24 protein-coding genes and 1 tRNA gene are annotated in these 23,642 nt (G+C 73.9%); 16 read left to right on the top strand and 9 right to left on the bottom strand.

The window, feature by feature from the left end; genetic code table 11:
• Positions 1–71 precede the first annotated feature (71 nt).
• Positions 72–551, top strand: a complete 480-nt coding sequence (locus ABT299_RS39305) for a hypothetical protein (RefSeq protein WP_500253843.1) — start codon at positions 72–74, stop codon at positions 549–551.
• Positions 552–596: 45 nt separating this feature from the next.
• Complete coding sequence (locus ABT299_RS39300) at positions 597–920, top strand: antibiotic biosynthesis monooxygenase family protein (RefSeq protein ID WP_500253842.1); 324 nt, start codon at positions 597–599, stop codon at positions 918–920.
• A gap of 133 nt (positions 921–1,053) precedes the next feature.
• Here ABT299_RS39300 and ABT299_RS39295 read toward each other — a convergent pair.
• Positions 1,054–1,126: transfer RNA gene (locus tag ABT299_RS39295), tRNA-Thr, on the bottom strand.
• 136 nt (positions 1,127–1,262) lie between these two features.
• Between ABT299_RS39295 and ABT299_RS39290 the strand changes: the two genes are divergently transcribed.
• Positions 1,263–1,538, top strand: a complete 276-nt coding sequence (locus tag ABT299_RS39290; protein ID WP_190860749.1) for a GlsB/YeaQ/YmgE family stress response membrane protein — start codon at positions 1,263–1,265, stop codon at positions 1,536–1,538.
• Between the two features lies 1 nt (position 1,539).
• Here the strand turns inward: ABT299_RS39290 and ABT299_RS39285 are convergent, their stop codons facing one another.
• Positions 1,540–2,049 carry a hypothetical protein gene (locus ABT299_RS39285; RefSeq protein WP_500253841.1) on the bottom strand — a complete coding sequence of 170 codons (510 nt, stop codon included), beginning with the start codon at positions 2,047–2,049 and terminating at the stop codon, positions 1,540–1,542.
• An 82-nt stretch (positions 2,050–2,131) separates the two neighbouring features.
• Here ABT299_RS39285 and ABT299_RS39280 point away from each other — a divergent pair, with 82 nt between their 5' ends.
• The 4 genes from ABT299_RS39280 (at position 2,132) to ABT299_RS39265 (ending at position 7,556) form a co-directional block, all read left to right on the top strand.
• On the top strand, positions 2,132–2,461 hold the full coding sequence (locus ABT299_RS39280) for an ArsR/SmtB family transcription factor (protein ID WP_387029472.1): 330 nt from the start codon (positions 2,132–2,134) through the stop codon (positions 2,459–2,461).
• The gene (gene mgtA / locus ABT299_RS39275; RefSeq protein WP_500253840.1) at positions 2,445–5,048 is read left to right on the top strand and encodes a magnesium-translocating P-type ATPase; all 2,604 of its coding nucleotides are present in this window, start codon (positions 2,445–2,447) and stop codon (positions 5,046–5,048) included. The genes ABT299_RS39280 and mgtA overlap by 17 nt, the downstream gene beginning before the upstream one ends.
• Positions 5,049–5,100: 52 nt before the next feature.
• Positions 5,101–6,435 (top strand): cytochrome P450, encoded by a 1,335-nt coding sequence (locus tag ABT299_RS39270; protein ID WP_500253839.1) that lies wholly within the window; start codon positions 5,101–5,103, stop codon positions 6,433–6,435.
• Between the two features lie 164 nt (positions 6,436–6,599).
• Entirely contained in the window at positions 6,600–7,556 is a 957-nt protein-coding gene (locus tag ABT299_RS39265; protein ID WP_500253838.1) for an esterase/lipase family protein, read from the top strand.
• Between the two features lie 4 nt (positions 7,557–7,560).
• On the opposite strand, the gene ABT299_RS39260 is transcribed toward ABT299_RS39265, so the two are convergent.
• The 3 genes from ABT299_RS39260 to ABT299_RS39250 are packed head-to-tail and all read right to left on the bottom strand — an operon-like array spanning position 7,561 to position 9,881.
• Positions 7,561–8,277, bottom strand: coding sequence for a winged helix-turn-helix transcriptional regulator (locus tag ABT299_RS39260; RefSeq protein ID WP_500253837.1), 717 nt, complete (start codon positions 8,275–8,277; stop codon positions 7,561–7,563).
• 9 nt (positions 8,278–8,286) lie between these two features.
• A complete protein-coding gene (locus ABT299_RS39255) occupies positions 8,287–8,943 on the bottom strand; it encodes an alpha/beta fold hydrolase (protein ID WP_500253836.1) in 657 nt (218 codons plus the stop codon).
• Complete coding sequence (locus tag ABT299_RS39250) at positions 8,940–9,881, bottom strand: LLM class flavin-dependent oxidoreductase (RefSeq protein ID WP_500253835.1); 942 nt, start codon at positions 9,879–9,881, stop codon at positions 8,940–8,942. Before ABT299_RS39250 ends, ABT299_RS39255 begins: the two co-directional genes overlap by 4 nt.
• Positions 9,882–9,986: 105 nt before the next feature.
• On the opposite strand from ABT299_RS39250, the gene ABT299_RS39245 reads away from it, so the two are divergent.
• The gene (locus ABT299_RS39245; protein ID WP_387029485.1) at positions 9,987–10,415 is read left to right on the top strand and encodes an organic hydroperoxide resistance protein; all 429 of its coding nucleotides are present in this window, start codon (positions 9,987–9,989) and stop codon (positions 10,413–10,415) included.
• A gap of 61 nt (positions 10,416–10,476) precedes the next feature.
• On the opposite strand, the gene ABT299_RS39240 is transcribed toward ABT299_RS39245, so the two are convergent.
• Positions 10,477–11,061, bottom strand: a complete 585-nt coding sequence (locus ABT299_RS39240; RefSeq protein WP_500253834.1) for a TetR/AcrR family transcriptional regulator — start codon at positions 11,059–11,061, stop codon at positions 10,477–10,479.
• A gap of 91 nt (positions 11,062–11,152) precedes the next feature.
• Here ABT299_RS39240 and ABT299_RS39235 point away from each other — a divergent pair, with 91 nt between their 5' ends.
• The 5 genes from ABT299_RS39235 (at position 11,153) to ABT299_RS39215 (ending at position 17,814) form a co-directional block, all read left to right on the top strand.
• On the top strand, positions 11,153–12,556 hold the full coding sequence (locus tag ABT299_RS39235) for an MDR family MFS transporter (RefSeq protein WP_500253833.1): 1,404 nt from the start codon (positions 11,153–11,155) through the stop codon (positions 12,554–12,556).
• Between the two features lie 82 nt (positions 12,557–12,638).
• Positions 12,639–13,022 (top strand): DUF485 domain-containing protein, encoded by a 384-nt coding sequence (locus tag ABT299_RS39230; protein WP_500253832.1) that lies wholly within the window; start codon positions 12,639–12,641, stop codon positions 13,020–13,022.
• Entirely contained in the window at positions 13,022–14,695 is a 1,674-nt protein-coding gene (locus ABT299_RS39225) for a monocarboxylic acid transporter (protein ID WP_190860723.1), read from the top strand. Before ABT299_RS39230 ends, ABT299_RS39225 begins: the two co-directional genes overlap by 1 nt.
• 240 nt (positions 14,696–14,935) lie before the next feature.
• Positions 14,936–17,380 carry a S8 family peptidase gene (locus ABT299_RS39220; RefSeq protein ID WP_500253831.1) on the top strand — a complete coding sequence of 815 codons (2,445 nt, stop codon included), beginning with the start codon at positions 14,936–14,938 and terminating at the stop codon, positions 17,378–17,380.
• 143 nt (positions 17,381–17,523) lie between these two features.
• Positions 17,524–17,814: an SHOCT domain-containing protein gene (locus tag ABT299_RS39215; protein ID WP_500253830.1), complete on the top strand. Its 291-nt coding sequence runs from the start codon at positions 17,524–17,526 to the stop codon at positions 17,812–17,814.
• Positions 17,815–17,817: 3 nt separating this feature from the next.
• Here ABT299_RS39215 and ABT299_RS39210 read toward each other — a convergent pair whose 3' ends face one another.
• Positions 17,818–18,438: a MarR family winged helix-turn-helix transcriptional regulator gene (locus ABT299_RS39210; protein ID WP_500253829.1), complete on the bottom strand. Its 621-nt coding sequence runs from the start codon at positions 18,436–18,438 to the stop codon at positions 17,818–17,820.
• Positions 18,439–18,818: 380 nt separating this feature from the next.
• On the opposite strand from ABT299_RS39210, the gene ABT299_RS39205 reads away from it, so the two are divergent.
• The 3 genes from ABT299_RS39205 (at position 18,819) to ABT299_RS39195 (ending at position 21,783) form a co-directional block, all read left to right on the top strand.
• Positions 18,819–19,232, top strand: a complete 414-nt coding sequence (locus tag ABT299_RS39205) for a DUF3263 domain-containing protein (protein WP_190860719.1) — start codon at positions 18,819–18,821, stop codon at positions 19,230–19,232.
• Positions 19,233–19,252: 20 nt separating this feature from the next.
• Positions 19,253–20,080 (top strand): trehalose-phosphatase, encoded by an 828-nt coding sequence (gene otsB, locus ABT299_RS39200; RefSeq protein ID WP_347256866.1) that lies wholly within the window; start codon positions 19,253–19,255, stop codon positions 20,078–20,080.
• A 746-nt stretch (positions 20,081–20,826) separates the two neighbouring features.
• On the top strand, positions 20,827–21,783 hold the full coding sequence (locus ABT299_RS39195) for a hypothetical protein (RefSeq protein ID WP_387029501.1): 957 nt from the start codon (positions 20,827–20,829) through the stop codon (positions 21,781–21,783).
• A gap of 165 nt (positions 21,784–21,948) precedes the next feature.
• On the opposite strand, the gene ABT299_RS39190 is transcribed toward ABT299_RS39195, so the two are convergent.
• Together ABT299_RS39190 and ABT299_RS39185 are read right to left on the bottom strand one after the other, a co-directional pair.
• Complete coding sequence (locus ABT299_RS39190; RefSeq protein ID WP_190860715.1) at positions 21,949–22,557, bottom strand: PadR family transcriptional regulator; 609 nt, start codon at positions 22,555–22,557, stop codon at positions 21,949–21,951.
• 107 nt (positions 22,558–22,664) lie between these two features.
• Complete coding sequence (locus tag ABT299_RS39185) at positions 22,665–23,621, bottom strand: LLM class flavin-dependent oxidoreductase (protein ID WP_500253828.1); 957 nt, start codon at positions 23,619–23,621, stop codon at positions 22,665–22,667.
• Positions 23,622–23,642: the final 21 nt, after the last annotated feature.

Here is a 23,642-nt window from a genome sequence, read left to right as displayed (position 1 = left end):
GACGCCGCAGGTGGAGGAGTGGTTTCCGCGTCCCCGGACCATACGCTTGCGCTGATCTCGGGAGGTCGTGGATGGATCGGCTGTACGAACGTTCCAGCAGGCGGTGCGAGGCCGGGTCGCTCGATCCGGCGGTGCGGGACGCGATCGCCGCGCACGCCGAGGCGCACCAGCTCGGCGACGTGCTGGGCGCGGCGCGGTGGTGCTGCGAGACGCGCAGCGTGCGGCTCAAGCGTCCGGGCCTGCTCATGCGGCTGACGAAGTCCGGCGATCCCGACAAAGAACACACCACGGCCGCCCTGATCCTGCCCCGCTACCTGGTCGTGGCCGTGGCCGGAGAGCAGCGGGGCATCCACGTCCGGTCGATCCGCCTGGAGGACGTGAGCGTCGGCCGCGGCCTGGCCTCCAACATCGACACCGGCGTCAGCGCTACCGGCCTCTGGTCGGGGACGACGGAACCCGCCTCCTTCCACATCGGCCTGGGCGACGACACGGACGGCAAGGCCTTCCTCGACACCCTGCGCGGCGCGATCGCCGAGGTCAAAACCGCCTGATCAGCACGCAACGCCCGCGCACAGGTACCCGCGACAACCGGAGCCATGATGATCGCCAGAGTCTGGCGCGCAACCGCCACCGCCGAGGGGGCGGACGCCTACCGCGAGCACTTCACCACCTCGGTGCTGCCGACGCTCCGTCGCCTCGACGGACATCGAGGCGCGTACCTGTTCCGCCTGGACGGGGATGACCTGGTGGAGCTGGAGGTCATGACCCTGTGGGAGTCCGCCGAGGCCATACGGGCCTTTGCTGGAACCGACATGACGACGGCCGTGGTGGAGCCGGAGGCACGAGCCGTGCTCCTGACTTACGACAAGACGGTCAGCCACCGGACGGTCGTAGTCGACACCCTGAACGACCCGACCTAGGCACCGCTTCGATACGGGCGGCAGCGCGCCCCGGCACTGGGCCGCACTAAACTCCCGGCCGCCGAGACCGCAATGGCTCCCATAATGGTGCGAGAGGCCCCTTGCGAAGATCGCGAGGGGCCTCTGAGCTGGGAGCCGGCGAGGGGACTTGAACCCCTAACCTTCTGTTTACAAGACAGATGCTCTGCCAATTGAGCTACGCCGGCGGGCTCGTCCCGCATCGTAGTCGACCGCGCGGGGGGTTCGCGCGGGGGTTTCCGGGGCGGGCGGCGGTGCGGGGGGTGGTGATTTGCGGTGGTGAGCGGGCACAAGGAGGTGCAGCACTCGGGGGAGGGGGCCCACGTGAGCATCAGCGGAATCATCTCCGCGATCATCGTCGGAGCGATCATCGGCGGGCTGGGGCGGCTGCTGCTGCCCGGGCGGCAGCCGATCGGGATCGTGCTGACCGTGCTGATCGGGATCGTCGCGGCGCTGGTCGGGACCGCGATCGCGCAGAAGACGGGCGTCGCCTCGACCAGGGGGTTCGACTGGATCGAGCTGGTCTTCCAGGTCGGGCTGGCCGTGCTCGGGGTCGCGGCCGTCGCGGCGTGGCGGCGGAACCGGGGGCATGCGAGATGAGCTAGCGGGAGCCCAGGGCCCTGGTGGTCTTGGGGGTGGGGGCGCCGCCGGGACGGCGTTCCGGGGTGGGGCTGAGGAAGCCCTTCTTGCGGGCCAGGTGGACCCAGTTCGCGGCGGCGCGCCAGGGCGCGCCGCAGGCCTCGGCGAGCATGTGGACGGGGTTGGAGTGGCCGAGGTCGACGTAGGCGGAGTAGACGGCCGCGACGAGGGCGAAGAACTCGTCCGGACGGCCCTTGCGGCCCGGACGGGGGGCCGCCTCGACCATCCGGCGGATTTCGCGGGCCTCGGCGACAGGCGGCGTCCTGGTGCTGGTGGAGTGCAGGACGTCGCTGGTCAGTTCGGGGAGGGGGACGGCCCGCAGGGTGCCGGTGGTGAGGCCGCGGGAGACGAGCCGCGGGTCCGCGTCGGGGTGCGGGCGGATCGTCATCTCGGTGGGGCCGCCGGTCGCGGGGGCCGGCCAGCGGAGGGTGACCTCCCAGGCGCCCACGCGGATGCGCCGCTCGACCGTCATGCCGACATACTGTCAAACATTCGCGCAATTGCGCAATTGTTGGGGCGTGCGAGACTGGTGCGGTGCACGGGAGCGGGGGATCATGAGCGACGACCTGGCGCTGTCTCCGGCGCTGCTCCAGGAGGCGGCGGGCCGTTTCGGGATGCTGGCCGCCACGACGCGGCTGCACATCGTGTGGGTGCTGACGCACGGGGAGCGGGACGTCAGCTCGCTGGCCGACGAGGTGGACGGGACGGTCGCGGCGGTCAGCCAGCATCTGGCGAAGCTGAAGCTGGCGGGGCTGGTGCGGGCGCGCCGGGAGGGCCGGCACCAGTTCTACGTGGTCGACGATCCGCACGTGGCGGCGATCGTCCGGCAGATGGTCGCGCATCTGCGGGGTGATTCGGGGCGCGCCCGTGGTCTGGGCGCCTGACCCGCCGGTCGCGGCGCCGTCCGGGACGGGCGAGCCCGCGCGGACGGAGGGCCTGCGCGAGTGCGCGGTGCAGCCGCCGCTGGCGGTGCTGCGGCGGTGGGAGACGTCGCCGAAGGGCCTGGACGAGGCGGAGGCGCAGGAGCGGCTGCTGCGGTTCGAGGACGGGCCGCGGCGGCGCCGGGCGCGGCGGCTCGGCGGGGCGGTCGCGGCGCCGTTCGTGGTGGTGCTGGTCTTCCTCGGGGTCGTGTCGGCGCTGACGGGGGACGTGCGGGGCGCGGTGCTGATCTGCGCGCTGGCGGTGTTCAGCGGGGCGATGCGGTACCGGCAGGAGGCGCGGTCGGGGCGTGCGGCGGCGGCGCTGCGGACGATGGTGACGACGACGGCGACGGTGCTGCGGCGAGCGCGGCCGGGGGCGGAGCCCGTGGCCAGGGAGGTGCCGGTCGACCAGGTCGTGCCGGGGGACGTGGTGCTGCTGGGGCCGGGCGACGTGGTGCCGGCGGACCTGCGGCTGCTGAACTCGGTGGACCTGGAGATCAACCAGGCGATGCTGACCGGGGAGTCGCTCCCGGCGGGCAAGCACGCGGCGTGGACGGACCCGCCGGAGGGCCGTCCGGGCGACCTGTTCGACCATCCGCGGCTGTGCTTCATGGGGACGACCGTGGTGAGCGGGACCGGGACGGCGGTGGCGGTCGCGACGGGCGGCCGGACGTACTTCGGGGGGGCGGACCGGGAGCGGCCGGGGCGCCGGACGGAGACGGCGTTCGACCGGGGCGTGCGGGTGGTGTCGTGGACGCTGGTCGCGGCGATGCTGGCGGCGCTGCCCGCGGTGGTGGCGGTCGCGGGGGTGCTGCGGGACGACTGGTACCAGGCGCTGCTGCTGGCGATCGCGGTGGCGGTGGCGGCGACGCCGGAGATGATGCCGCTGGTGGTGACGGCTCTGCTGGTGCGCGGCGCGAAGGGGCTGGCGGGCCGGCAGGTGATCGTCAAGCGGCTGCCGGCGGTGCACGACCTCGGCGCGATGGACACGCTGTGCGTGGACAAGACGGGCACGCTGACCGAGGAGCACGTGGCGACGGCGTGCCATCTCGATCCGCTCGGCCGCACCGATCCGGAGGTGCTGTGGTGGGCGCGGGTCAACGCGCTGTGGTCGGTGGAGCTGGCGGGACGGCTCGTCGGGGACGCGATCGACGAGGCGCTGCTGCAGGACGCGGGGAACCTGGACAGCGCGTCCGGTGTGGACGCGATCCCGTTCGACTACGCGCGGCGGCGTGCGACCGTCCTGCTGGGGGACGGGCGGCTGGTGGTGAAGGGCGCGGTCGAGGACGTCCTGAACCTGTGCACGGTCGCCGGTGACACGGTGCTGGACGCCGAAGAGCGCGCGCGCCTGCTGCGGCTGGACGACCGGTGGGCGGCGGACGGCGTGCGGCTGCTCGCGGTGGCGGTGGGGAAGCGAACGCGCGGCGGCCCGCTGACCCCGGCGGACGAGCAGGACCTGGCGCTGGTCGGGTTCGTCGGGTTCCGGGACCGGCTGGATCCGGCGGCGCCGGCGGCGGTGCGGGGGCTGCGCCGGCGCGGGGTCGGGCTGGTGATGGTCACGGGCGACCATCCGCTGGTGGCGCGACGGATCTGCCGGGACGCGGGCATCGAGGTGTCCGGGGTGGTGCTCGGCCGCGAGGTGGTCGACCTCGACGACGCGGAGCTGGCGCGGCTGGCGGGGGCGGGGACGCTGTTCGCGCGGGTGGGGCCGCCGCAGAAGGCGCGGATCGTCCGGGCGCTGCAGCAGGCGGGGCGGACGGTCGGGTATCTCGGCGACGGGGTGAACGACGCGCCGGCGCTGCGGGCGGCGGACGTCGGGATCACCGTGCGGGGCGCGGCGGACCTGGCCCGGGAGTCGGCGGACGTGGTGCTGGTCCGCCCGGACCTCGGGGCGCTGGAGCAGGCGATCGTGGCGGGCCGCCGGACGTTCGCGAACACGGTGAAGTACGTCAAGATCGCGCTGACGTCGAACGTGGGGAACGTGGTGTCGCTGCTGGCGGCGAGCGCGATGCTGCCGTTCCTGCCGATGCTGCCGCTGCAGGTTCTGGTGCAGAACGTCTGCTTCGACCTGTCGCAGCTGGCGCTGGTGCGCGACCGGGTCGACGAGGCGCAGATCAGGAGCCCGCGCACGTTCGACGTCCGGGACCTGGCGCGGTTCGTCGCGTGCCTCGGGCCGGTCGGGGCGCTGTTCGACCTGGCGGCGCTGGGGCTGTTCTGGTGGCTGCTGGACGCGCACGGCGGCGCGGCGGGGCGGGAGCTGCTCCGGTCCGGGTGGTTCGCGGAGAACCTGATCGCGCAGGGCCTGGCGATGCTGCTGCTGCGCAGGCGGGGGCGGACCGGGCCGAGGGCGGGCCGGACGATCGTCGTGACCGCCGTCGCGCTCGGGCTGGCGGGGCCGCTGCTGCCGTTCACGCCGCTCGGCGGGGTGCTGCGGCTCCAGCCGCTGCCGTTCGAGGCGGTCCCGATCCTTGCGGCCGTGATGACCGGGTACGTCCTCGCGACGATCGCCGCCCGGTACGTCTATCAGCGGGTCTTCGGCAGATGGCTGTGACGCCCCTTGCCAGGCGCCGAACGCTGCGGTGAGCTGGAACGAGGAGGCGCGGATGACGGACGCGAAGGGCAGGGTGGCGGGGCCTTCGGGCCTGGAGGCGGCGCGCTGGTGGGCGCGGATGATGCGCGATCCGATGGACGCCTACGGCGCGCTGTTCCGCCGGTACGGGGACGCGGTGCGGCTTCCGCGCGACCGGAGGCGGGCGCTGTACCTGCTGTCGCGGCCGGAGCACGCCGAGCACGTCCTCGTCGCGAAGCAGGACAACTACGTCAAGGCGTTCACGTACCGGCCGTTGCGGGTGTTCCTCGGCGACGGGCTGCTGACGAGCGAGGGCGAGACGTGGCGGTGGCACCGGCGGCTCGTGCAGCCGGTCTTCGCGCAGCGGCACCTCGCCGCGTTCGCGCCCGGGATGGCCGGGGTCGCGGCGCGGTCGGTCGGGCGGTGGCCGGACGGCGTGACGCTCGACGCCGCCGCGCACATGCGCCGGGTGACGCTGGACATCGTCGGGCGGGTGCTGTTCGGCAGCGATCTCGCGGCGGAGTCCGACGCGACCGGGCGGGCGCTCGCGGATCTGCAGCGCGGCGCCGTGATCGGCCTCGGCGCGACGTTCCTGGGCGACGCGGGGCTGCGGCGGGCGTTCCGGCTGGTGCCGGGCGCGCAGCGGGCGGCCGCGCAGCTCGGCGGGATGGTCGGGCGGGTGATCGACGAGCGCCGCGCGGCGGGTCCCGGGGCGGAGCCGGACCTGCTGGACCTGCTGATGCGCGACGGCGATCCGCCGCTGTCGGACGCGGAGCTGCGCGACGAGGTGCTGACGCTGCTGCTGGCCGGGCACGAGACGACCGCGGCGGCGCTGACCTGGACGCTGATCCTGCTGTCGCGGTACCCGGCGGCGCGCGACCGGCTGGAGGCGGAGGTCGACGAGGTTCTCGGCGGCCGGGATCCGGACGCCGGCGACGTCGACCGGCTGCCGTGGACGCGGGCGGTCCTGTCGGAGTCGATGCGGCTCTACCCGCCCGCGTGGACGATCGAGCGGGACGCGGTCGCCGACGACGACGTGGCGGGCGCGGTGGTGACGGCGGGTTCGACCGTGGCGATCTCCCCCTACCTCCTGCACCGCAATCCGGACCTGTGGCCGGATCCGGAGGGGTTCCGGCCCGAGCGGTTCCTCGGCGAGCAGGACCGTCCTCGCCACGCGTACCTGCCGTTCGGCGGCGGGCGGCGGATCTGCGTGGGGGCGGGCTTCGCGATGATGGAGGCGGTGCTGGTGCTCGCCCTGATCAGCCGGTCGGCGCGCCTCGACCTGGCGCCGGGCGTCGCGGTCCCGTCGCGGGCGGAGGTGACGCTGCGGCCGGCGCGTCCGGTGCCGATGCGGGTCACGCGGAGGTAGCCGCCCGGAGGGGCGTGGTCACGCGGAGGTGGCCGCCGGAGGGGCGCGGCGCACCAACTGGACATCGAATCGAAAAGGGGTCTTGGCAAAAGGCGCGGCCACCTCTACATTCCCGGGAGCGGCGGTAAGTGATCGCTTGCCGCACCCACCCCGGGAGGCCCCCAGTGAAGAGCTCGTTCACCCGCCGTCCCGCGCGGGCGGCCCTGCGCGGCCTGGCCGCGGCGGCGCTCGCGTCCCTGCTCGGCACCGCCGCGGTGGCCGCCCCCGCACGGGCGGCGGACAAGTACCCGCCCGGCGACATCGGGACGTCCCTGGTGAACTTCTTCAACAGCCCCGGCGCGGTCGCCGGCGCGAACGACTGGAACTGCAGGCCGAGCGCCGAGCACCCGACGCCGGTCGTCCTCGTCCACGCCACGTTCGTGAACCTGGGCACCAACTGGAGCGTGCTGTCGCCGATGCTGGCGAACGAGGGCTACTGCGTCTTCGGCTTCAACTACGGCATGACGCAACTGTCGTTCGACCGGATCGGCGGGCTCGGCGACATCGCCGAATCGGCCAGGACCCTGGACGCGTTCGTCGACAAGGTGCTCGCCGCGACCGGCGCGCGGCAGGTCGACCTCGTCGGGCACTCCCAGGGCGGGATGATGCCGAACTACTACCTCAAGCGGCTCGGCGGCGCGTCCAAGGTCCGCACGTTCGTCGCGCTGGCGCCCAGCAACCACGGGACGACCATCGACGGCGTCCTCGACCTCGGCCGGACGCTCAACCTGCTCGGCTTCGCCAACCAGGCCCTCAACGACGCCGGCGCGCCCGGGCTCGTCCAGCAGGAGCAGGGCTCGGACTTCCAGAACGCGCTGTTCGGCGACGGCGACACCGTCCCGGGGCCCCGGTACGTCGTCATCGAGACCAAGAACGACATCGTCGTCACCCCGTACACGAACGCGTGGCTGAAGGGCGACGGCGTCACCAACATCCTCGTCCAGGACCAGTGCCCGGACGATACCGTCGGCCATGTCGGGATGTTCAACGACAGCCCGGTCATGCAGGACGTCCTTGACCAGCTCGGAGCGAACACCCCCGGCTTCAAGCCGGCGTGCGAGGGCTACGGCCTGCCGCTGTAACCGCTCACCCCTCCGCTTGCTCGGCTTGTTCCGCCTGTTGGGCCGGCTGCTCGGGCCTTCGGGATCTCGGCACCGGGATGTGGAACAGGTCGGCGAGCCGGCGGACCGCCGCGGGGTCCCCGGACACCGCGGCGCTGCCGTCCTCGATCGCCGCGCCCATCGACGAGCGGCCCGACGCCATCGCGATCAGCACGTCCTCGCTCATCGCGATCGACGCGTCGGGCCGCTGCGCCGGGCCGTGCACCAGATGGACCGCCCCGTCGTCGACCTCGGCGTGGAACACCTCGTCGTCCACGCGGAACTCGTACACCAGGTGCAGCCCGGCCGACGCCTCCGGCACGAAGCACGCCTCCATGCCGAGCACCGCCCACCCCGGATGGAACGTCTCGCCCTCGCGCCGCTCGCCGAGCGCCCACCGCATGCCCCAGCGCGCCAGTGCCAGCACCGCCGGGCCCAGCTCCTCGCCCGCCTCCGTCAGCGCGTACGCGGAGGTGCGGGCGGGCGGCGGCAGCGTGACCTTCCGCGCGAGCCCCTCCCGTTCGAGGTGCTTCAGCCGCGCCGCGAGCAGCCCGGTGCCGAGGCCGCGCAGGCTCGCCTGCAGGTCGCCGAACCGTTTCGGGCCGGTCAGCAGCTCGCGGATCAGCAGCAGCGTCCAGCGCTCACCGACGAGGTCGAGGGTCCGCGCCGTCGCGCAGTACTGGTTGTAGGTCCGCTGCTCCACCGCATCACTCTAAGCGCACACCTCGAGGATCAGCCGGGCCAGGGCGCCGGGCCGGGTGAGCATGACGTCGTGCGGGCCGTCGATCGGGACCGTCCGGTATCCGATCGTCTTGGCGCACTGCTCGAACGGGTACACGCTCGGCCTGCACAGGATCGCGGTGCCGGGGATCCGGTCGGCGGCGCCGGTGAGGCGGGTCGGCTCCTCGAACGTCCGGGCGGGCTGCGGGCGCATCCGCTCGGCGAGCCAGGCCGCGTCGTCCGGGTCGTCGATGCCGACGGCGGCGGGCGGCGGGACGGCGATCCGCCCGCCGGACGTGCGGCCCCGCAGCGCCTGGACGAACGGGGCGGGCGCGAGGTGGTACAGGCTCGCCCCGTCGGGTCCGGCCCAGCCGTCCACCAGGACCAGGTGGCGGACGCGGTCCGGTCGCTGGTCGGCGGCCTCCCGCACGACCAGGCCCGCATAGCTGTGCCCGACCAGCACAACGCCGTCGCCGTCGATGCCGTCGAGCGCCGCGACGACGTCGTCCGCGTGGTCGTGGAGGCCGACGTCTCCCTCGCCGAGCGCGGGAGCGACGGTGCGGGCACCGGCGTCGTGTAGAACCGGGGTCACCCGGTCCCAGGCCCAGGGGCCGTGCCAGGCCCCGGCGACGAGGACGAACGTGGTCATGAGCGGACCTCCGCGGAAACGAGGGGACGGACGCGACCGGCGAACTCCTCCAGGGCGGCCTCATGGTCGTCGGTCGCGAAACGGACCACGATGTGGCGGGCGCCCGCCTCGATGTAGCGGGTCAGCCAGGCGGCCGCGTCCTCCGGCGTGCCGGCGAACATCGCCTGGATGGAGGCGATGAACTCCAGCGGCGCGTTGTAGTAGCGCTCGATGCTCGCCCGGAGCCTCTCCCGCGCGCGCTCGGGGTCGTCGTCCAGGCAGAACGTCGCGTACAGGGCCGGGGTGACCGGGCGGCGTGCCGCCTTCCGGATCGTCTCGGCCTCCTTCGCGTAGACGCCGTGCTCGGGCGGGTATGGCAGCCAGCCGTCCGCTATGCGGGCGACCCGGCGCAGCGCGGGTCCGCCGCCGGCGAGCCAGATCGGCGGACCGCCGGGCCGGGCCGGCGGCGGCGCGACGCTCACGTCCTCGAACGCGAAGTGCTCGCCCGCGAACGAGACGGACTCGCCGGTCCAGAGCAGCCGCATCGCCTCGATCGACTCCTCCAGCCGGCGGCCCCGGGTCGCGAAGTCGACGCCGAGCGCGGTGAACTGCGCCTTGGTGGCGTCGGTCGGGAAGCCCGCGCCCATGCCCGCGATGACCCGTCCGTCGCTGAGCCGGTCGAGGGTGCCGAGCTGGTGGGCGAGCAGGATCGGGTGCCGCAGCGCGGGCAGCAGCACCGCGGTGCCGAGCGCCACCCGCTCCGTCGCCTGCGCCACGGCGGCCATGAGCAGCAGCGGGTCCGCCCGCTGCCGCGTGATGGGGCTGTCGCCGGCCCAGACCGAGTCGTAGCCGAGCGCCTCGGCCCGCGCGGCGTACCCGACGAGCCGGTGCGGCGCGTGCTCGCCCGTCACCGCCTGGTCGCGCGTCGGCAGCAGGTAGCCGAACCGTGTCTCCGGCATGGATCACCTCCGGTGGTCGATTCCGGCCCGATCCTAGACATTGACTTCCTGATTTTGAAGTCTAAGGTTCATTTTCAGGAAGTTCGATCTGGGAAGGAAGAGTGGATGACGGCACCGACCTACACGGCCGAGGCACGCGTGACCGGGGGCAGGAACGGGCGCGGGCGGACGGCCGACGGCCGCCTCGACCTGGCCCTGCGGCTGCCCAAGGAGATGGGCGGTGACGGCGAGGGCGTCAACCCCGAGCAGCTCTTCGCCATCGGGTACGCGGCCTGCTTCGGCTCGACGATGAGCGTGCTCGGGCAGCGCAAGGGACTCGCGGCGGACGACGCCGAGATCGACGCGAGGGCGATGCTCATCCCCACCGAGGGCGGACCCTTCACGCTGGGCGTCGAGCTCGACGTGACCCTGCCGTCGCTCGCCGATGCCGAGGCGGTCGACCTGGGACGCGCCGCGCACCGGCTGTGCCCGTACTCCAGCGCGATCCGCGGCAACGTCGACGTCGCGATCGTCGTCAACGGGACGCGCTTGTAGTCGTCCCTGTCGCGGCGCCGTCAACAGGACGTGCTTGCGGGCGTCCCCGTCGCAGTGCCGTTCAGTCCCGCTGGTCCTCGCCCCGCACCCGGACCAGCGGGAGGAACAGCTCGTCCACGATCTCGGCCAGCACCTCGTCCGGCACCGGCCGGTCCGTGAGGAGCATCTCGTGCCGGACGAGGTCGGCCGGCATCCGCGCGATCCGCGGGCTCACCGCGCCGGGCGCGAGCTCGCCCCGGTCGGCGGCGCGGCGCAGGATGACCGACATCGCGTCCGGGATCACCTCGAACGTGCCCGGATCGAGTTCGTGCGCCTCCGCCATCAGGCCGTGGACCAGGTCGGGTCCGAACTCGCCGAACCGCCGCGCCATGTACCGCAGGACCGCCAGGACGTCGCCGCGCAGGCTCCCGGTGTCGGGCACGTCGTCCGCGATCGAGGAGTACCGGTACCGCAGCGCCGCCAGGACGAGGTCGGCCCGGCTGGGCCAGCGGCGGTAGATGACCTGCTTGCCGGTCCGCGCGCGCGCCGCGACGTTCTCGATGGTCAGGCCCGCGTAACCGGACGCGTCCAGCTCGTCCCAGGTCGCGTCCAGGATCGCCGCTTCCAGGGCGGCCCCGCGCCGCCGCGCCTTCGCCTCGCCGGTCACGCCGCCCCTCCTTTAAGAGACCTTGCGTCTCTTGTTATGGGCAGCCTACACTCCGGGCCGTTAGAGACGTGCCGTCTCTTAGGAGGCCCCCATGACCGCCGGCACCCGCACCGCGCCCGAACGGCTCGACCCCGCTCTGCTCCGCCTCGCCGGAATCCTCATCACCGGCGCCATCGCCCCGCTGCTCGACAGCACGATCGTCAACGTCGCCATCGGACGGCTCGGCCGCGACCTGCACGCGCCGGTGGCCGAGATCCAGTGGGTGGTCACCGCCTACCTGCTGGCCCTCGCCATGGCGATCCCCCTCACCGGCTGGGCCGAAGGCCGCTTCGGCGCCCGCCGCGTGTGGCTGTCCGCCCTCGGCCTGTTCCTGCTCGGCTCCGTGCTGTGCGGGCTGGCCTGGAACGTCGGCTCCCTGATCGCCTTCCGCGTCCTGCAAGGGGCGGGCGGCGGGCTGATGACGCCGGTCATGCAGACGCTGCTGATGCGCGCGGCCGGCGGCCGCCAGATCGGCCGGCTGATGGCCGCGATCAGCATGCCCGCGCTGGTCGGACCCATCCTCGGGCCCGTCGTCGGCGGCCTCGTCGCCGGGCATGCCGGCTGGCGGTGGATCTTCTACGTCAACGTGCCGGTCTGCCTCGTCGCGTTCGTCCTCGCCTGGCGCGGCCTCCCGAGCACCGCGCCGCGCGGCGCCGCCCGCCCCGACCTCACCGGCATCCTCCTGCTGTCCCCGGCGCTCGCCGCCCTCGTCTACGGGTTCTCGCAGGCGAACGCCGGTTTCGGTCGTCCCGGCGTGATCGCCGCCTTGGCCGCCGGCGCTGTGCTTCTCGCGGCGTTCGTCGTCCACGCGCTGCGCACGCCGTCCGAACCCGCGATCGACCTGCGGCTGTTCCGCAAGCGCACGTTCGCCGCGTCCGCGAGCCTCCTCTTCCTCTCTGGGCTCTCCCTGTTCGGCGCGATGCTGCTGCTACCGCTCTATTACCAGCAGGTCCGCGGGCACAGCGTGGTCGTCGCCGGCCTCCTGCTCGCGCCGCAAGGGCTCGGCAGCCTGCTCGTCCGCACCCGCCTCGGAGCCCTCACCGACCGGCTCGGCCCGCGGCCCATCGTCCTCACCGGGCTCGTCCTGACCGTCCTCGGCACGCTCGCCTACGCCGAGGCCGGACCGCGCACCAGCGAATGGCTGCTCGGCGCGTCCCTCGCCGTCCGCGGCGCGGGCCTCGGCGGCGTCACCCTCGCCGTCATGACCGCGGCCTACCAGGGCCTCGGGCAGGACGAGATCCCGCACGCCAGCAGCGCCACCCGCGTCATCGTGCAGGTCGGCGGCTCCTTCGGCGCCGCCGTCCTCGCGGTCGTCCTGGAGCACCAGACGTCCGGCGGGGCCGCGCCGTCCACCGCGTACGCGCACGCCTTCTGGTGGTCGCTCGCCTTCACCGCCCTCGCCTTCGTCCCGGCGCTCTTCCTTGGCCGAAGTGGGCCAGTACATGTTTCTGCCTAAGTGGACACCCTCGCCCGCCAATCTTTGATCTCATAGAGCAGCGATATCAGTACATAGAGTTACGGCGCGGTCTGGGGGCATTATGGTCGGGGACTCGAAAGTCTCGTGGGACGGGGCGGGAAGGCGGGCGAGAACCGTCCCTCCCGGCCGCTACGCGCCGCTCGCCCACGACCCCGGATTCCTGCTGCTCAGGAAGAGGTTCCTGGTGGCGGCCGCGAGCCTCACGGCCGCCTTCTTCGGGTGGTACGCGGTGTACGTCGCGCTGTCGGCGTTCGCGCGCGGGTTCATGGCGCGGCGGGTCGCCGGGCACGTCAACGTGGCGCTGCTGCTCGGGCTGCTGCAGTTCGCGTCGACGTTCCTGCTGGCCTGGGCCTACGTCGCCTACGCGCGGCGGCGCCTGGACCCGCTCGCCGAGGACCTGCGCTCCCGGCGCCTGTCCGCGCCCGGCGACGAGGTGACCCGCTGATGCCGGCGCTCGACGGGCGGGCGCTGACCTGCACGCTGTTCGTGGTGTTCGTGCTCATCACGCTCGGCATCACGGTGTGGGCGCGCGCCAACACCAACGGCGCCGACGACTTCTACGCCGGCGGGCGGACGTTCAACGGCGCGCAGAACGGCATCGCGCTCGCCGGCGACTACATGTCGGCGGCGTCCTTCCTCGGCATCGCCGGCCTCATCGCCCTGTCCGGATACGACGGGTTCCTGTACTCCATCGGGTTCCTGGTGGCGTGGCTGCTGACGCTGCTGCTGGTCGAGCTGATGCGCAACGCCGGGCGGTTCACCATGGCGGACGTGCTCGCGCACCGGGTGCGCCGGCAGCCGCCGGTGCGCCGCGCGGCGGTCGTGTCGACCGTGACCGTCTCGGTGTTCTACCTGCTCGCGCAGATGGTCGGCGCGGGCGCTCTGGTCTCGCTGCTGCTCGGCATCCACCGCGGCCGGGAGTTCCTCGGCATGTCCGCCGGCACCGCCCGGACCGCCACGATCGTCGTGGTCGGCGCGCTGATGATCTGCTACGTGATGTTCGGCGGGATGAAGGCCACCACCTGGGTGCAGATCATCAAGGCGGTGCTGCTGACCGCCGGGGCGCTGGTGCTGACCGGGCTGGTGCTCGCCCGGTTCGGCTTCGACCTCGGCGCGATGCTCGGGTCCGCCGCGCACGCCAGCGGGAAGGGCGAGGCGTTCCTGCGTCCCGGCCTGCGGTACGGCGAGGACGTGCCCGGCGACGCGTACCGGACGATCCTCAACAAGCTCGACTTCATCAGCCTGGCGGTCGCGCTGCTGCTCGGCACGGCGGGCCTGCCGCACATCGTCACCCGCTTCTTCACGGTCCCGGACGCGCGGGCCGCGCGCACGTCGGTGTCCTGGGCGATCGGCCTCGTCGGCCTGTTCTACCTGATGACGCTGGCGCTCGGGTTCGGCGCGGCGGCGCTCGTCGGGCGGAAGGCGATCGTCGCGCAGGACCCGTCCGGCAACACCGCCGCGCCGCAGCTCGCGCAGGAGCTCGGCCGGCACCTCGGCGGGCAGGTCGGCGGCGACATCCTGCTCGCGTTCATCGGCGCGGTCGCGTTCGCGACGATCCTCGCGGTGGTGGCGGGGCTGGTGCTGGCCTCGTCGACGTCGCTGGCGCACGACTACTTCGGGCAGGTGCTGATGCTCGGCCGGCCGCGCGAGTCGCAGGAGGTCGCGGTCGCGCGGTTCGCCTCGTTCCTGGTCGGCTCGCTGGCCATCGTGCTGGCCGTCGTCGCGCGGAACCTGAATGTGGCGTTCCTGGTGGCGCTGGCGTTCGCGATCGCGGCGGCGTCGAACCTCCCGGCGATCGTGCTGACGCTGTTCTGGCGGCGGTTCAACTCGGCCGGGGTGACCGCCGGCATCTACGGCGGGCTGATCAGCTCGCTGGTGCTGGTGTTCTTCTCGCCGGTCGTGTCCGGGAAGGTCGACCCGGTCACCGGCGAGAACCTGGCGCTGTTCCCCAAGAGCGTCGACTTCCACCTGTTCCCGCTGGAGAACCCCGGCATCGTCTCGATCCCGATCGGGTTCCTGTGCGCGATCGCGGGGACGTTCCTCGGACGGGAGAAGGCCGACCGGGCCCTGTACGACGACATGTCGGTGCGGGCGCTGACGGGCGCCGGCTCGCACTGAGCCGGGGACCGCCGGCCCGCACTGAGCGACGGGCCGCCCGGGACCCGGCTACCATTCCGTTCCGGACCCCCGGTTACCCGCCGGTAAGGGACGGCCGGTGGCGGCTCCGGGACGCGCGGTGACGCGCCCTCCGGGACCGTCTCCGAATGTGCCGGGCGCCCGGGCGCCCGGCCCATCGCGTGGCAGAATGTCAGATCGCGCCGTGGACCACGGCGGACGGCCGAGGGGAGGTGCGGCGGCGTGTCCCATGCCGGTCGGCGCCGTGCCCCGCGCGCGCGTCCGGCGGCGCGGTTCGGCGCCCGCACCACCGCGACGCTCACCGTGCTCACCCTGGCCGCCGCGGTGGCGGTGCCCGCGGCGCTCGTCCCCGACGAGGCCGGCACCGTGCCCCGCTCCGTCCGCGGCGCGGCGGCCGGCGCGGCGATGCGGACCGCGACCGACCAGATCCGCGCCCGCGAGTGGCACCTGACCGTCCTCCGCGCGCAGAAGGCCTGGCACTACTCCAAGGGCTCCGGCGTGACGGTCGCCGTCCTCGACACCGGCGTCGACAAGAACCACCCCGACCTCACCGGCCGGGTCGTCACCGGCCCCGACCTGACGAGCGGCGCGCGCCGTCCCGGCAGCCGCTACTGGGGCCTGCACGGGACGTCCATGGCCAGCATCATCGCCGGTCACGGCCACGGTCCCGGCCTCGCGCAGGGCATGCTCGGGATCGCGCCGGCGAGCAGGATCCTGTCCGTCCGGGTGACGCTGGAGAACAACGACCCGCTGCGCAAGACCGACACCTCGGCCACCACCGGCGCCCGCGACGCCGTCGCGCAGGGCATCCGGTACGCGGTCGACCACGGCGCCGGCATCATCAACATGTCCCTCGGCGGCGGCCGCCAGTCCTACAACGGCAACCCCGCCCAGGAGAGCGCGATCAAGTACGCGCTGAGCAAGGGCGTCGTGCTGATCGCGTCGGCGGGCAACGACGGCTCCGGCGCCGACCGCAAGAACTTCCCCGCCGCCTACCCCGGCGTGATCGCCGTCGGCGCGCTCGACCGCAAGCTGCACCTGTGGAAGGACAGCAACCGCAACTCGCACGCCGGCGTGTGCGCGCCCGGCGTCGACATCGTCAGCGCCGACGCCAGCAACGGCTACGTCGTCGGGACGGGCACCAGCGCCTCGTCCGCGATGGTCGCCGGGGTCGCCGCGCTGATCCGCTCCCGCTACCCCAAGCTCAGCCCCGACGAGGTCCGGCAGGCGCTGATCAAGGGCTCGCCCGCGCGCCGCGGCCACCCGACCGGCTCGGCGACCTGCGCGGGATCGGTCGACGCCGTCCGCGCCCTCGTCGCCGCGAACACGCTGAACAAGACGTCGAAGGGGCCGGTCGCGGCGGCGCCGACCCCGTCCGCCACGCCGGCGCCGGCCGCCGACTCGTCGGCCGGGGACTCGGGCGTCCTGCTCCCGCTGGTGCTCGGCGGCGGCGGCGTGCTGGTGATCGTCGGGCTGGTCCTCGGCTGGCGGCAGCGTCGCCGCCCCGGCGACGAGGACGGCGCCCTGCCGACCGGCGAGGAGCCCTTCGGCGACGACGGGCCGGACGACGACCCGACGCCCGGCTACCACCTGCCCGGCGCCCCGCCGGAGCCCGCCGCGATGCGGTCGCCTGGCGGAGTCCCTCCGGCGGCCTCGTCCGCGCCGCCCATCGCGCCGGTCAACACCGCGCCGTTCCAGAGCTCGCATCCCTACACCGGCCCTGGCATGCCGCCTCCGGCCGGATACCCGGACGCTCCGGCGGGATGGCCCGACCAGGGCACGCCGCCGCTCCCGGAACCGGTCGCCGAGGCCGAAGGGTACGTCCCCGAGCACGCGCTGCCGCACGACCAGTGGGACGAGCCGTCCTGGGACGACGGCGCGCCGCCGGAGCACGGCACGCCGCCCGGCCCGCCGGGACGGCCTCCCGTCATGGCGAGCGAGCTGCGCCCGTTCGACCCGGGCGACTTCCCGGTCGGGGAGTTCCCCGTCGGCGGGATGAACGGGACGCTCCCCGGCCCGGTGGAGGGGTTCTCCCCGAACGGGCGGCACCTCCGCGACGACCGTCCCGCCAACGGCCACGACCACGCCGGCGGACGCCACCTCGCCAACGGCCACAACGGGTATGACCCGCGCAACGGGCACGACTTCACGAACGGCCGGGACGCGATGAACGGCGCCGGCGGCGGTCCGGCGGTGAACGGCGCGGGCGGTGCGAACGGTGCGAACGGCGCGGGCGGTGCGAACGGCGCGGGCGGAGCGAACGGCGCGGGTGGCACCGCGTCGAGCGGCGCACCCGATGACGACGCCCCCGCGCTGGACGACGAGGACTGGGAGCGGTTCAGGCGCAGCGCCCTCGGAGGGGGCGGCATGCCCGAACCCGAGTTCCCCGCCGCGCCGCAGGACCCGCCGCCCGCCCCGCCCGCCGCTCAGCCGCCCCCTGCCGCGCAGCCTCCCGTTGCCCCGCCGCCCGCCGCGCAGCCTCCGGTCGCGCCGCCGCCGTCCCCCACGCCGCCGTCCGGCGTACCTCCTGTGGACGACGCCGGGGGCCTCCCCGCCCCGCCACCGGTCCCGCCCACCGGCCCGGCGGACGACGACACCCGCAACCGGCAGGCCCGCCGCCCCTACTCCTCCAACGAGGACGACGACTACCGTCCGCCCTGGTGGTGAGCACCGCCCGCATGGTTGTGGGCGCTGGAGCCGCCTCCGCCAGGGCTGTACTCCGGCGGGCGTAGCGCAGGAGCCTCCCGCCGTCCGATTCGCGCCCCCGAACCCGTCGCGCAGCATCGAACCATCCGCTCACAGGAAGGTCGATGACCATGTTGACGACGCTCGCGGCGCACCCCGGCCCGTGGCACGACGGCGGCGGCGCCCCCGGCTACTGGCCCGTTTTCCCGATCATGTTCGGGCTGTTCTGGCTGGCCGTGCTCGGCACCGGCTTCTACCTGGTCCGGCGCCGGATGACGGGGCCCGCCGCGGCCACCGTGGCCGCGCCCGACCCGATGGCGAAGGCGCAGGAGCTGCTCGCCGAACGGTTCGCCCGCGGCGAGATCGACGAGGACGAGTACCTGATGCGCCGGTCGGCGCTCCGCAACGGCGGCTGACCGTCAGTCCAGGCCCGCCTCTTCGAAGATCTTGTCGATGCCGTCCGGGTCCATCGGGTCCCGGGCGGCGGCGTCGGCGAACCGGGTGAGCAGCCGGGCGAACTCGGCGCGCTCGGCGTCCGTCCAGTCGTTCATCAGCCCGTCGAAGTAGGCGCGGCGGTACCGGTCGGCGACCTGCTTGACGCGGCGGCCGGCGTCGGTCAGCCCGAGGTTGGCGCGGCGCGCGTCGACGGGGGAGGGGCGCCGGGACACCAGGCCCGCGTCGATGGCGTGCCCGACCAGCCGGCTCGCGGTGGACGGGTCGATCTCCAGCCGGTCCGCGACGGCGCCGACGGTGATCTCGCAGCTCACCTCCGCCTCGCCGGCCTCGCCGGCCTCGCCGGCCTCGCCGGCCGCGCCGGCGGCGGCACCGGTGTCGGCGGGCGGCTCGTCGGTGAGCGCGGCGACGGCGTTCACCACCATCAGGTTGGAGATCTGCAGCGGCCGTCCGCCGGGGCCGCCGGCGGTCCGGGCGCGGATCCGCTTCATCATGTCGGGCTTGATCCAGACCCGGCGCAGGTGGAACAGCGCGGCGCCGATGGCGGCGAGGACGGGGTCGGGCCGGTCGCCCCGGTCGCCGCTCACCGGGCGCCTCGGACCGTGGTCCAGCCTGCGGTCTCGTGGCGGGGCGTGTCCGTCGCCATGCAAGGGTCTCCCGTTCAGATTCCGGCCACCGCGGGACAGCCGGCGGTGCGTCTCCAACTCTAACGGCTGTACGGTGCATATGTTCTTTATGCGTTCTTTATCCGGCTCGTTCGGGTCGATTCCGGGACTGCGGCGGCCGATGTGCCCGCCGTTGGCGATGGGACACGGGACAATGGAGAGCCGCAGGTGAACGGGGATGTGGTGCACTGAACGACCGGCCCGCGTTCCGCCGGAACCGCCGGACGATGTCGGCCCGGACGCGTAGCATGGCACCGGCCGAACCCGGACGACCCGGGATCAGTAACCACAGAGGGGACCTGATGCGAGCGGCGAACGCCCCCGGCGACGTCCCCGGCGACGTCCCTCCCCAGGACGGCGGCACGGACGACGGCTCAGCCCTGAAACGCGTGACCGACGACCCATCCACCGACCCATCCCTCCCCGGCGAGGACGGCGTCGAGGACGCCGCCGCCTTCCCGGCCGACCTCCTCTCCGAGCGCGACCGCCGGATCCTGTCCTTCGAGCGGCAGTGGTGGAAGCACGCCGGAGCCAAGGAGCAGGCCATCCGCGAGCACTTCGACATGTCGGCGACGCGGTACTACCAGCTCCTGAACATCCTCATCGACCGGCCCGAGGCGCTGGAGTGCGACCCGATGCTGGTCAAGCGGCTGCGCCGGCTGCGGTCGCAGCGGCAGCGGCAGCGCGCCGCGCGGCGGCTCGGCATCCGGCCCTGAGTCGACCACCATAGGTCGGCGTGAACTCTCCCCGCTCTGTGACGGCCGTCGGCGCCGACGGCCTGGACGCGATCCGTACCGACCCTTCCCGGGCCGTGCTCGGCTTCGACTTCGACGGCACCCTCGCGCCGATCGTGGACGACCCCGCCGCGGCCCGGGCCCACCCCGGGGCCGCGCCGGCGCTGGCCCGGCTCGCCCCGCGGGTGGGCGCGCTCGCGATCATCACCGGCCGGCCCGCGCGCGTGGCCGTGGAGTACGGCGGCTTCGAGGGCGTCGACGGCCTGGTGGTGCTCGGCCAGTACGGGCTGGAACGCTGGGAGTCCGGCGTGCTCACCGAGCCGGACCCGCCGCCCGGGATCGCCGAGGCGCGCGCGAAGCTGCCCGGCGTGCTGGAGGCGGCGGGCGCCCCGCCCGGGACGTTCGTCGAGGACAAGGCGCACGCGCTCGTCGTGCACACGCGGCGCTGCGCCGAGCCGCAGGTCGCGCTCGACCGGCTGCGCAGCATCATCGCGGCGCTCGCCGAGCGCACCGGGCTCGCCGTCGAGCCCGGCCGGTACGTGCTGGAGCTGCGTCCACCGGGTGTGGACAAGGGCCGAGCGCTGCGCTCGCTGGCCGACGCGTTCGCGGAGAAGCGGGGCGCCCCTCCGTCCGCGGTGCTGTTCGCCGGTGACGATCTCGGCGATCTGGCGGCGTTCGACGCGGTGGACGCGCTGCGCGCCGAGGGCGTGCCGGGCGTGACGGTGTGCAGCGGTTCCAACGAGGTCACCGAGCTCGCCGAGCGCGCCGACCTGGTCGTCGACGGTCCCGCGGGGATCGTCGAGCTGCTCGGGACGCTGCTCGACCGCTGATTCCACGTCGGAGTGACAAGTGCGGTAACCAGATTTGTCGCATCTCGCGTGACTCTTGTGGCACCCGTAGACCAGACGTCCAATTGCGCCAAAATATGGTGGATTGCGGTATGTGTGGTCATCGGGCGGCCACGCGAGTGACACGGGAGGTTGGGACGGTGGACACGGATCCGGGAATCCCGCGCCGTCCGGGCGACATCCGGCACACGCCCCCGCGCGGTTTCCCCTCACCGTCGGCGACCCCTGTCCAGGGCACGCCGGTCCATCCGGCGGCCGCTCCGGCGGCGGCTCCGGCCGGGGGCGGCGGCGCGCCCGTCCCACCCGGTGCTCCGGTGCGGCCGATCGTGCACGCCCCGCCCCCCGGGCAGCCCTACGCAGGCTCCGGCCGGGCGCCGGGCGGTCACGCGTCCGCCACCCATGCGCCGGGTGGCGGAACGCCGCAAGCCGCCGTGTCTGGCGCGCAGACGGGCCCGCAGCCCATTGCGCCTCGCACGCAGACCGGACCTCAAGCCGCTGTGCCTCGTGCGCAGACGGGTCCGCAGGCCGCCGTGCCTCGCACCCAGACCGGCCCCCAAGCCGCGGTCTCCGGCTCGCAGACGGGTCCGCAGTCCGCGGTGCCCCGCCGCCAGACCGGCCCGCAGCCCGCGGCGCCCAGCGCGCAGACCGGTCCCCAAGCGTCGGTGCCTCGCGCGCACACAGGCCCGCAGGCCGCCGTCCCTCGCTCCCAGACGGGTCCGCAGGCGGCCGTGCCTCGCGCGCAGACCGGTCCCCAGGCCGCCGTGCCCGGCTCGCAGACCGGGCCGCAGCGGCCCGTGCGGCAGACCGTCGCGCAGGGCGACATGGCCTGGTCCGGTGTTCCGGCGGCGCAGGACGACTTCGCGGCGCGCGACGTCCCGAGGCGCGGCGAGCCGGCCGAGGACGCGTCCGGCGCCGGCCCGATGGGCACCCGGGAGACCAGCGGCGTCCAGGTGCGGCTCGGGTCGCGGGCCCTCGACCGGCAGGAGCGGAACCGCAGGCGCGGCGGACGCCGCGGCGGCCTCATCGCGGGCGGCGTGCTCGTGCTGGCGGGGCTGGTCGCGGCGGGGCTCGTGCTGATGCCGCGCTCCGGCGACGACAAGGACGGCGGCGGTGAGGGACCGGCGCCCGCCACGGCCGAGCAGCGGCCGACCGGCGGCAAGGCGCGGATGCCGCACACCGGGACGCCCATCGAGGTCGGCACGGCCGACGGGTCGAAGTACCGGCTCGCGGCGGTCGGCGGCGGTGTCAGCGACGACGGCGTGGTGACCACCTTCCAGTCGTCGCCGCCGTCCGGGACGTCGTTCGCCTACATCGAGTACGTGCTGACGAACCCGACCGGCCACAAGGTCCTGCTGGACTTCCCGGGCGACGTCTTCCTCAAGCGCGCCCTCGTCACGAAGGCGGCGCAGGGGCGGTGCATGCCGCAGGCCGGCGTCCCGGAGGACATGTGCACGCCGCCGACGCAGAGCCAGGTCGTGCGGCGGCTCGCGGGCGGCGACCTCATTCCCGGGGACGGCGGCGACAAGTACATGTCGCCGGGCGCTTCCTACCTGGTCCGCGCGATGGTGGACGTGCCGGTCGCGCGGCGGCTGACGCGGTCGGACATGGGCCTGTACGTGTGGAAGCAGCTGTACATGGCCGACCAGCTCGCCAAGCAGGTGCCGTTCCCCAGCGGCGGCAAGTAGGCGGGCGCGACGAGGGGGCCGCGGACGGCAGTGCGGGCGGACACGCGTACGCCGTGACCGTCCGGGCTATCCGGACGGCCACGGCGTCGTCGGCCGATGGCCTGCCTGGGGGCGCGCGGCCGCGGGCTGCTCAGAGCAACCTCGGGCGCGGACCCGCGCGGGTGGTTACTCGGCCTCGGGGTCATCGGCGAGGATCCCGTAGATGCGGCGGCGGGCGTCGTTGATGACGTCCAGCGCGCGCGCCTTCTGGGCATCGCTGCCGACTGCCATGACCTGTTTCATGGCGCCGAGGAGCTGGCCGAACGCCTCGCGCTCGCGCACGGCGTTCGCGCCCGCGGCCTCGGTGACCTCGTCCCACGGGGCGGTGGTCTGCGCCGCCGCCTGCTCGCGGCCGGTGTCGGTGAGGGAGAACAGCCGCTTGCCGCCCTCCTCCCGGCTGGTGACCAGGCCCTCGTCCTCCAGCATCTGCAGGGTCGGGTAGACCGAGCCGGGGCTCGGCCGCCAGACGCCGCCGGTGCGCTCGTCGAGTTCCTGGATCATCTCGTAGCCGTGCATCGCCCGCTCGTCGAGCAGGGCGAGCAGCGCGGCCCGCACGTTCCCGCGGCGGGTGCGCCGGCCGCGGCCGCGTCCGTGGTGGCCGGGGCCGAAGCCGGGTCCGCCCGGACCGAATCCCGGGCCGCCGGGACCCCACGGGCCGAACGGATCGCCGCGCCGCGCGCGCCCTTCGGGTCCGGGTCCGCCGGGGCCGCGCCTTCTCATCGTGTGTCCATGCATCGCGGTACTCCTTCGTGTCGTCCGATCACTCGGTCGTGACCGGTTGCGATACATTAACGATATATCGGAACCGCTCGCGATGCAACACCCGACCTCGGAGGCGGCCCTCAGCGCAGGCGGGGCAGGAGGTCGGCGACCCTGTCGAGCTGCTCGTTGATCTCCTTGAGACCCGTCGTGCCGAGCCGCAGCACGAGATGCCGGGCGCCCCCTGCCGTGTACTCCGCCAGCCGTGCCACGACCTCGTCGGCGCCGCCCGCGGCCACGGCCTGGATCTTCCGGACCTCGTCCAGCGGCAGCCCGTAGTTCGAGACCGCGAATCGCTCCAGCGTCCGGCGCCTCGCGGCGGGGTCGTCCTCGATCAGGACGGACGCGAAGAGAGCCGGCGTCACGGCATCGTGCGCGCGCCCATGCGCCTCTGCGGCGCGCTGGAGGTCCGCTAGAGCCGCCTTGTAGTCGGCTGGGTCGGGCGGATAGGGGAGCCACCCGTCGTACATGCGCCCGGTACGGGACAGAGCCGTCGGCGTTATGCCGGCCAACCAGATCGGCGGACCGTCCTTGCGGAACGGCGCCGTCATGGTGGGCAGATCCTCGAAGTGGAGCAGCTCGCCGTGGAACGCCTTGTTCTCCGGCTTGTGCCATAGCTGTCGCCATAGCGCGACGGTCTCGTCCAACCGTGCGAAGCGCTTCTCCCAGGGGACCTCGGACGCGGCGTACATCGGCTTGCCGAACCGGCCCGGGAAACCGGCACCGACCGTCAGCGTAAGGCGGCCTTGTGAAAGCAGGTCGATCGACGCGAGCGTCTGGGCCGCCTGCACGGGGCGGCGGAGGACGGGCATCAGCGCCGCAGTCCCGAGCGTGACGCGCTCGGTCACGGACGCGGCGGCGGCCAGCATCGTCAGTGCCTCTATACGCGACTCGGTGATGCCGTCGTTGACCCATAGGGAGTCGAACCCGAGGCGTTCCGCGCGCGCGGCGAAACCGATGAGGTCGCGCGGATCCGCCCCGTCCCACTGGGCCTTGCCTATGGGGATGAGGACGCCGATACGGATGTCGTCGTTGTTCATGGGTCGCATCCTGCGAAGCCC

Source organism: Spirillospora sp. NPDC000708 (assembly GCF_040299565.1).
In the GTDB taxonomy this organism is placed as follows: Bacteria; Actinomycetota; Actinomycetes; order Streptosporangiales; family Streptosporangiaceae; genus Spirillospora.
Note: the sequence above shows the minus strand (reverse complement) of the source record. Positions and strands in the feature narration are given on the sequence as shown.

Bases quoted from the DNA above. Each gene is read 5' to 3' on its own strand.
- ABT299_RS39305 (WP_500253843.1), top strand. From the start codon at position 72: ATGGATCGGCTGTACGAACGTTCCAGCAGGCGGTGCGAGGCCGGGTCG.
- ABT299_RS39300 (WP_500253842.1), top strand. From the start codon at position 597: ATGATGATCGCCAGAGTCTGGCGCGCAACCGCCACCGCCGAGGGGGCG.
- ABT299_RS39285 (WP_500253841.1), bottom strand. From the start codon at position 2,049: ATGACGGTCGAGCGGCGCATCCGCGTGGGCGCCTGGGAGGTCACCCTC.
- ABT299_RS39280 (WP_387029472.1), top strand. From the start codon at position 2,132: ATGAGCGACGACCTGGCGCTGTCTCCGGCGCTGCTCCAGGAGGCGGCG.
- ABT299_RS39270 (WP_500253839.1), top strand. From the start codon at position 5,101: ATGACGGACGCGAAGGGCAGGGTGGCGGGGCCTTCGGGCCTGGAGGCG.
- ABT299_RS39255 (WP_500253836.1), bottom strand. From the start codon at position 8,943: ATGACCACGTTCGTCCTCGTCGCCGGGGCCTGGCACGGCCCCTGGGCC.
- ABT299_RS39250 (WP_500253835.1), bottom strand. From the start codon at position 9,881: ATGCCGGAGACACGGTTCGGCTACCTGCTGCCGACGCGCGACCAGGCG.
- ABT299_RS39245 (WP_387029485.1), top strand. From the start codon at position 9,987: ATGACGGCACCGACCTACACGGCCGAGGCACGCGTGACCGGGGGCAGG.
- ABT299_RS39235 (WP_500253833.1), top strand. From the start codon at position 11,153: ATGACCGCCGGCACCCGCACCGCGCCCGAACGGCTCGACCCCGCTCTG.
- ABT299_RS39230 (WP_500253832.1), top strand. From the start codon at position 12,639: ATGGTCGGGGACTCGAAAGTCTCGTGGGACGGGGCGGGAAGGCGGGCG.
- ABT299_RS39225 (WP_190860723.1), top strand. From the start codon at position 13,022: ATGCCGGCGCTCGACGGGCGGGCGCTGACCTGCACGCTGTTCGTGGTG.
- ABT299_RS39215 (WP_500253830.1), top strand. From the start codon at position 17,524: ATGACCATGTTGACGACGCTCGCGGCGCACCCCGGCCCGTGGCACGAC.
- ABT299_RS39205 (WP_190860719.1), top strand. From the start codon at position 18,819: ATGCGAGCGGCGAACGCCCCCGGCGACGTCCCCGGCGACGTCCCTCCC.
- ABT299_RS39190 (WP_190860715.1), bottom strand. From the start codon at position 22,557: ATGCATGGACACACGATGAGAAGGCGCGGCCCCGGCGGACCCGGACCC.
- ABT299_RS39185 (WP_500253828.1), bottom strand. From the start codon at position 23,621: ATGAACAACGACGACATCCGTATCGGCGTCCTCATCCCCATAGGCAAG.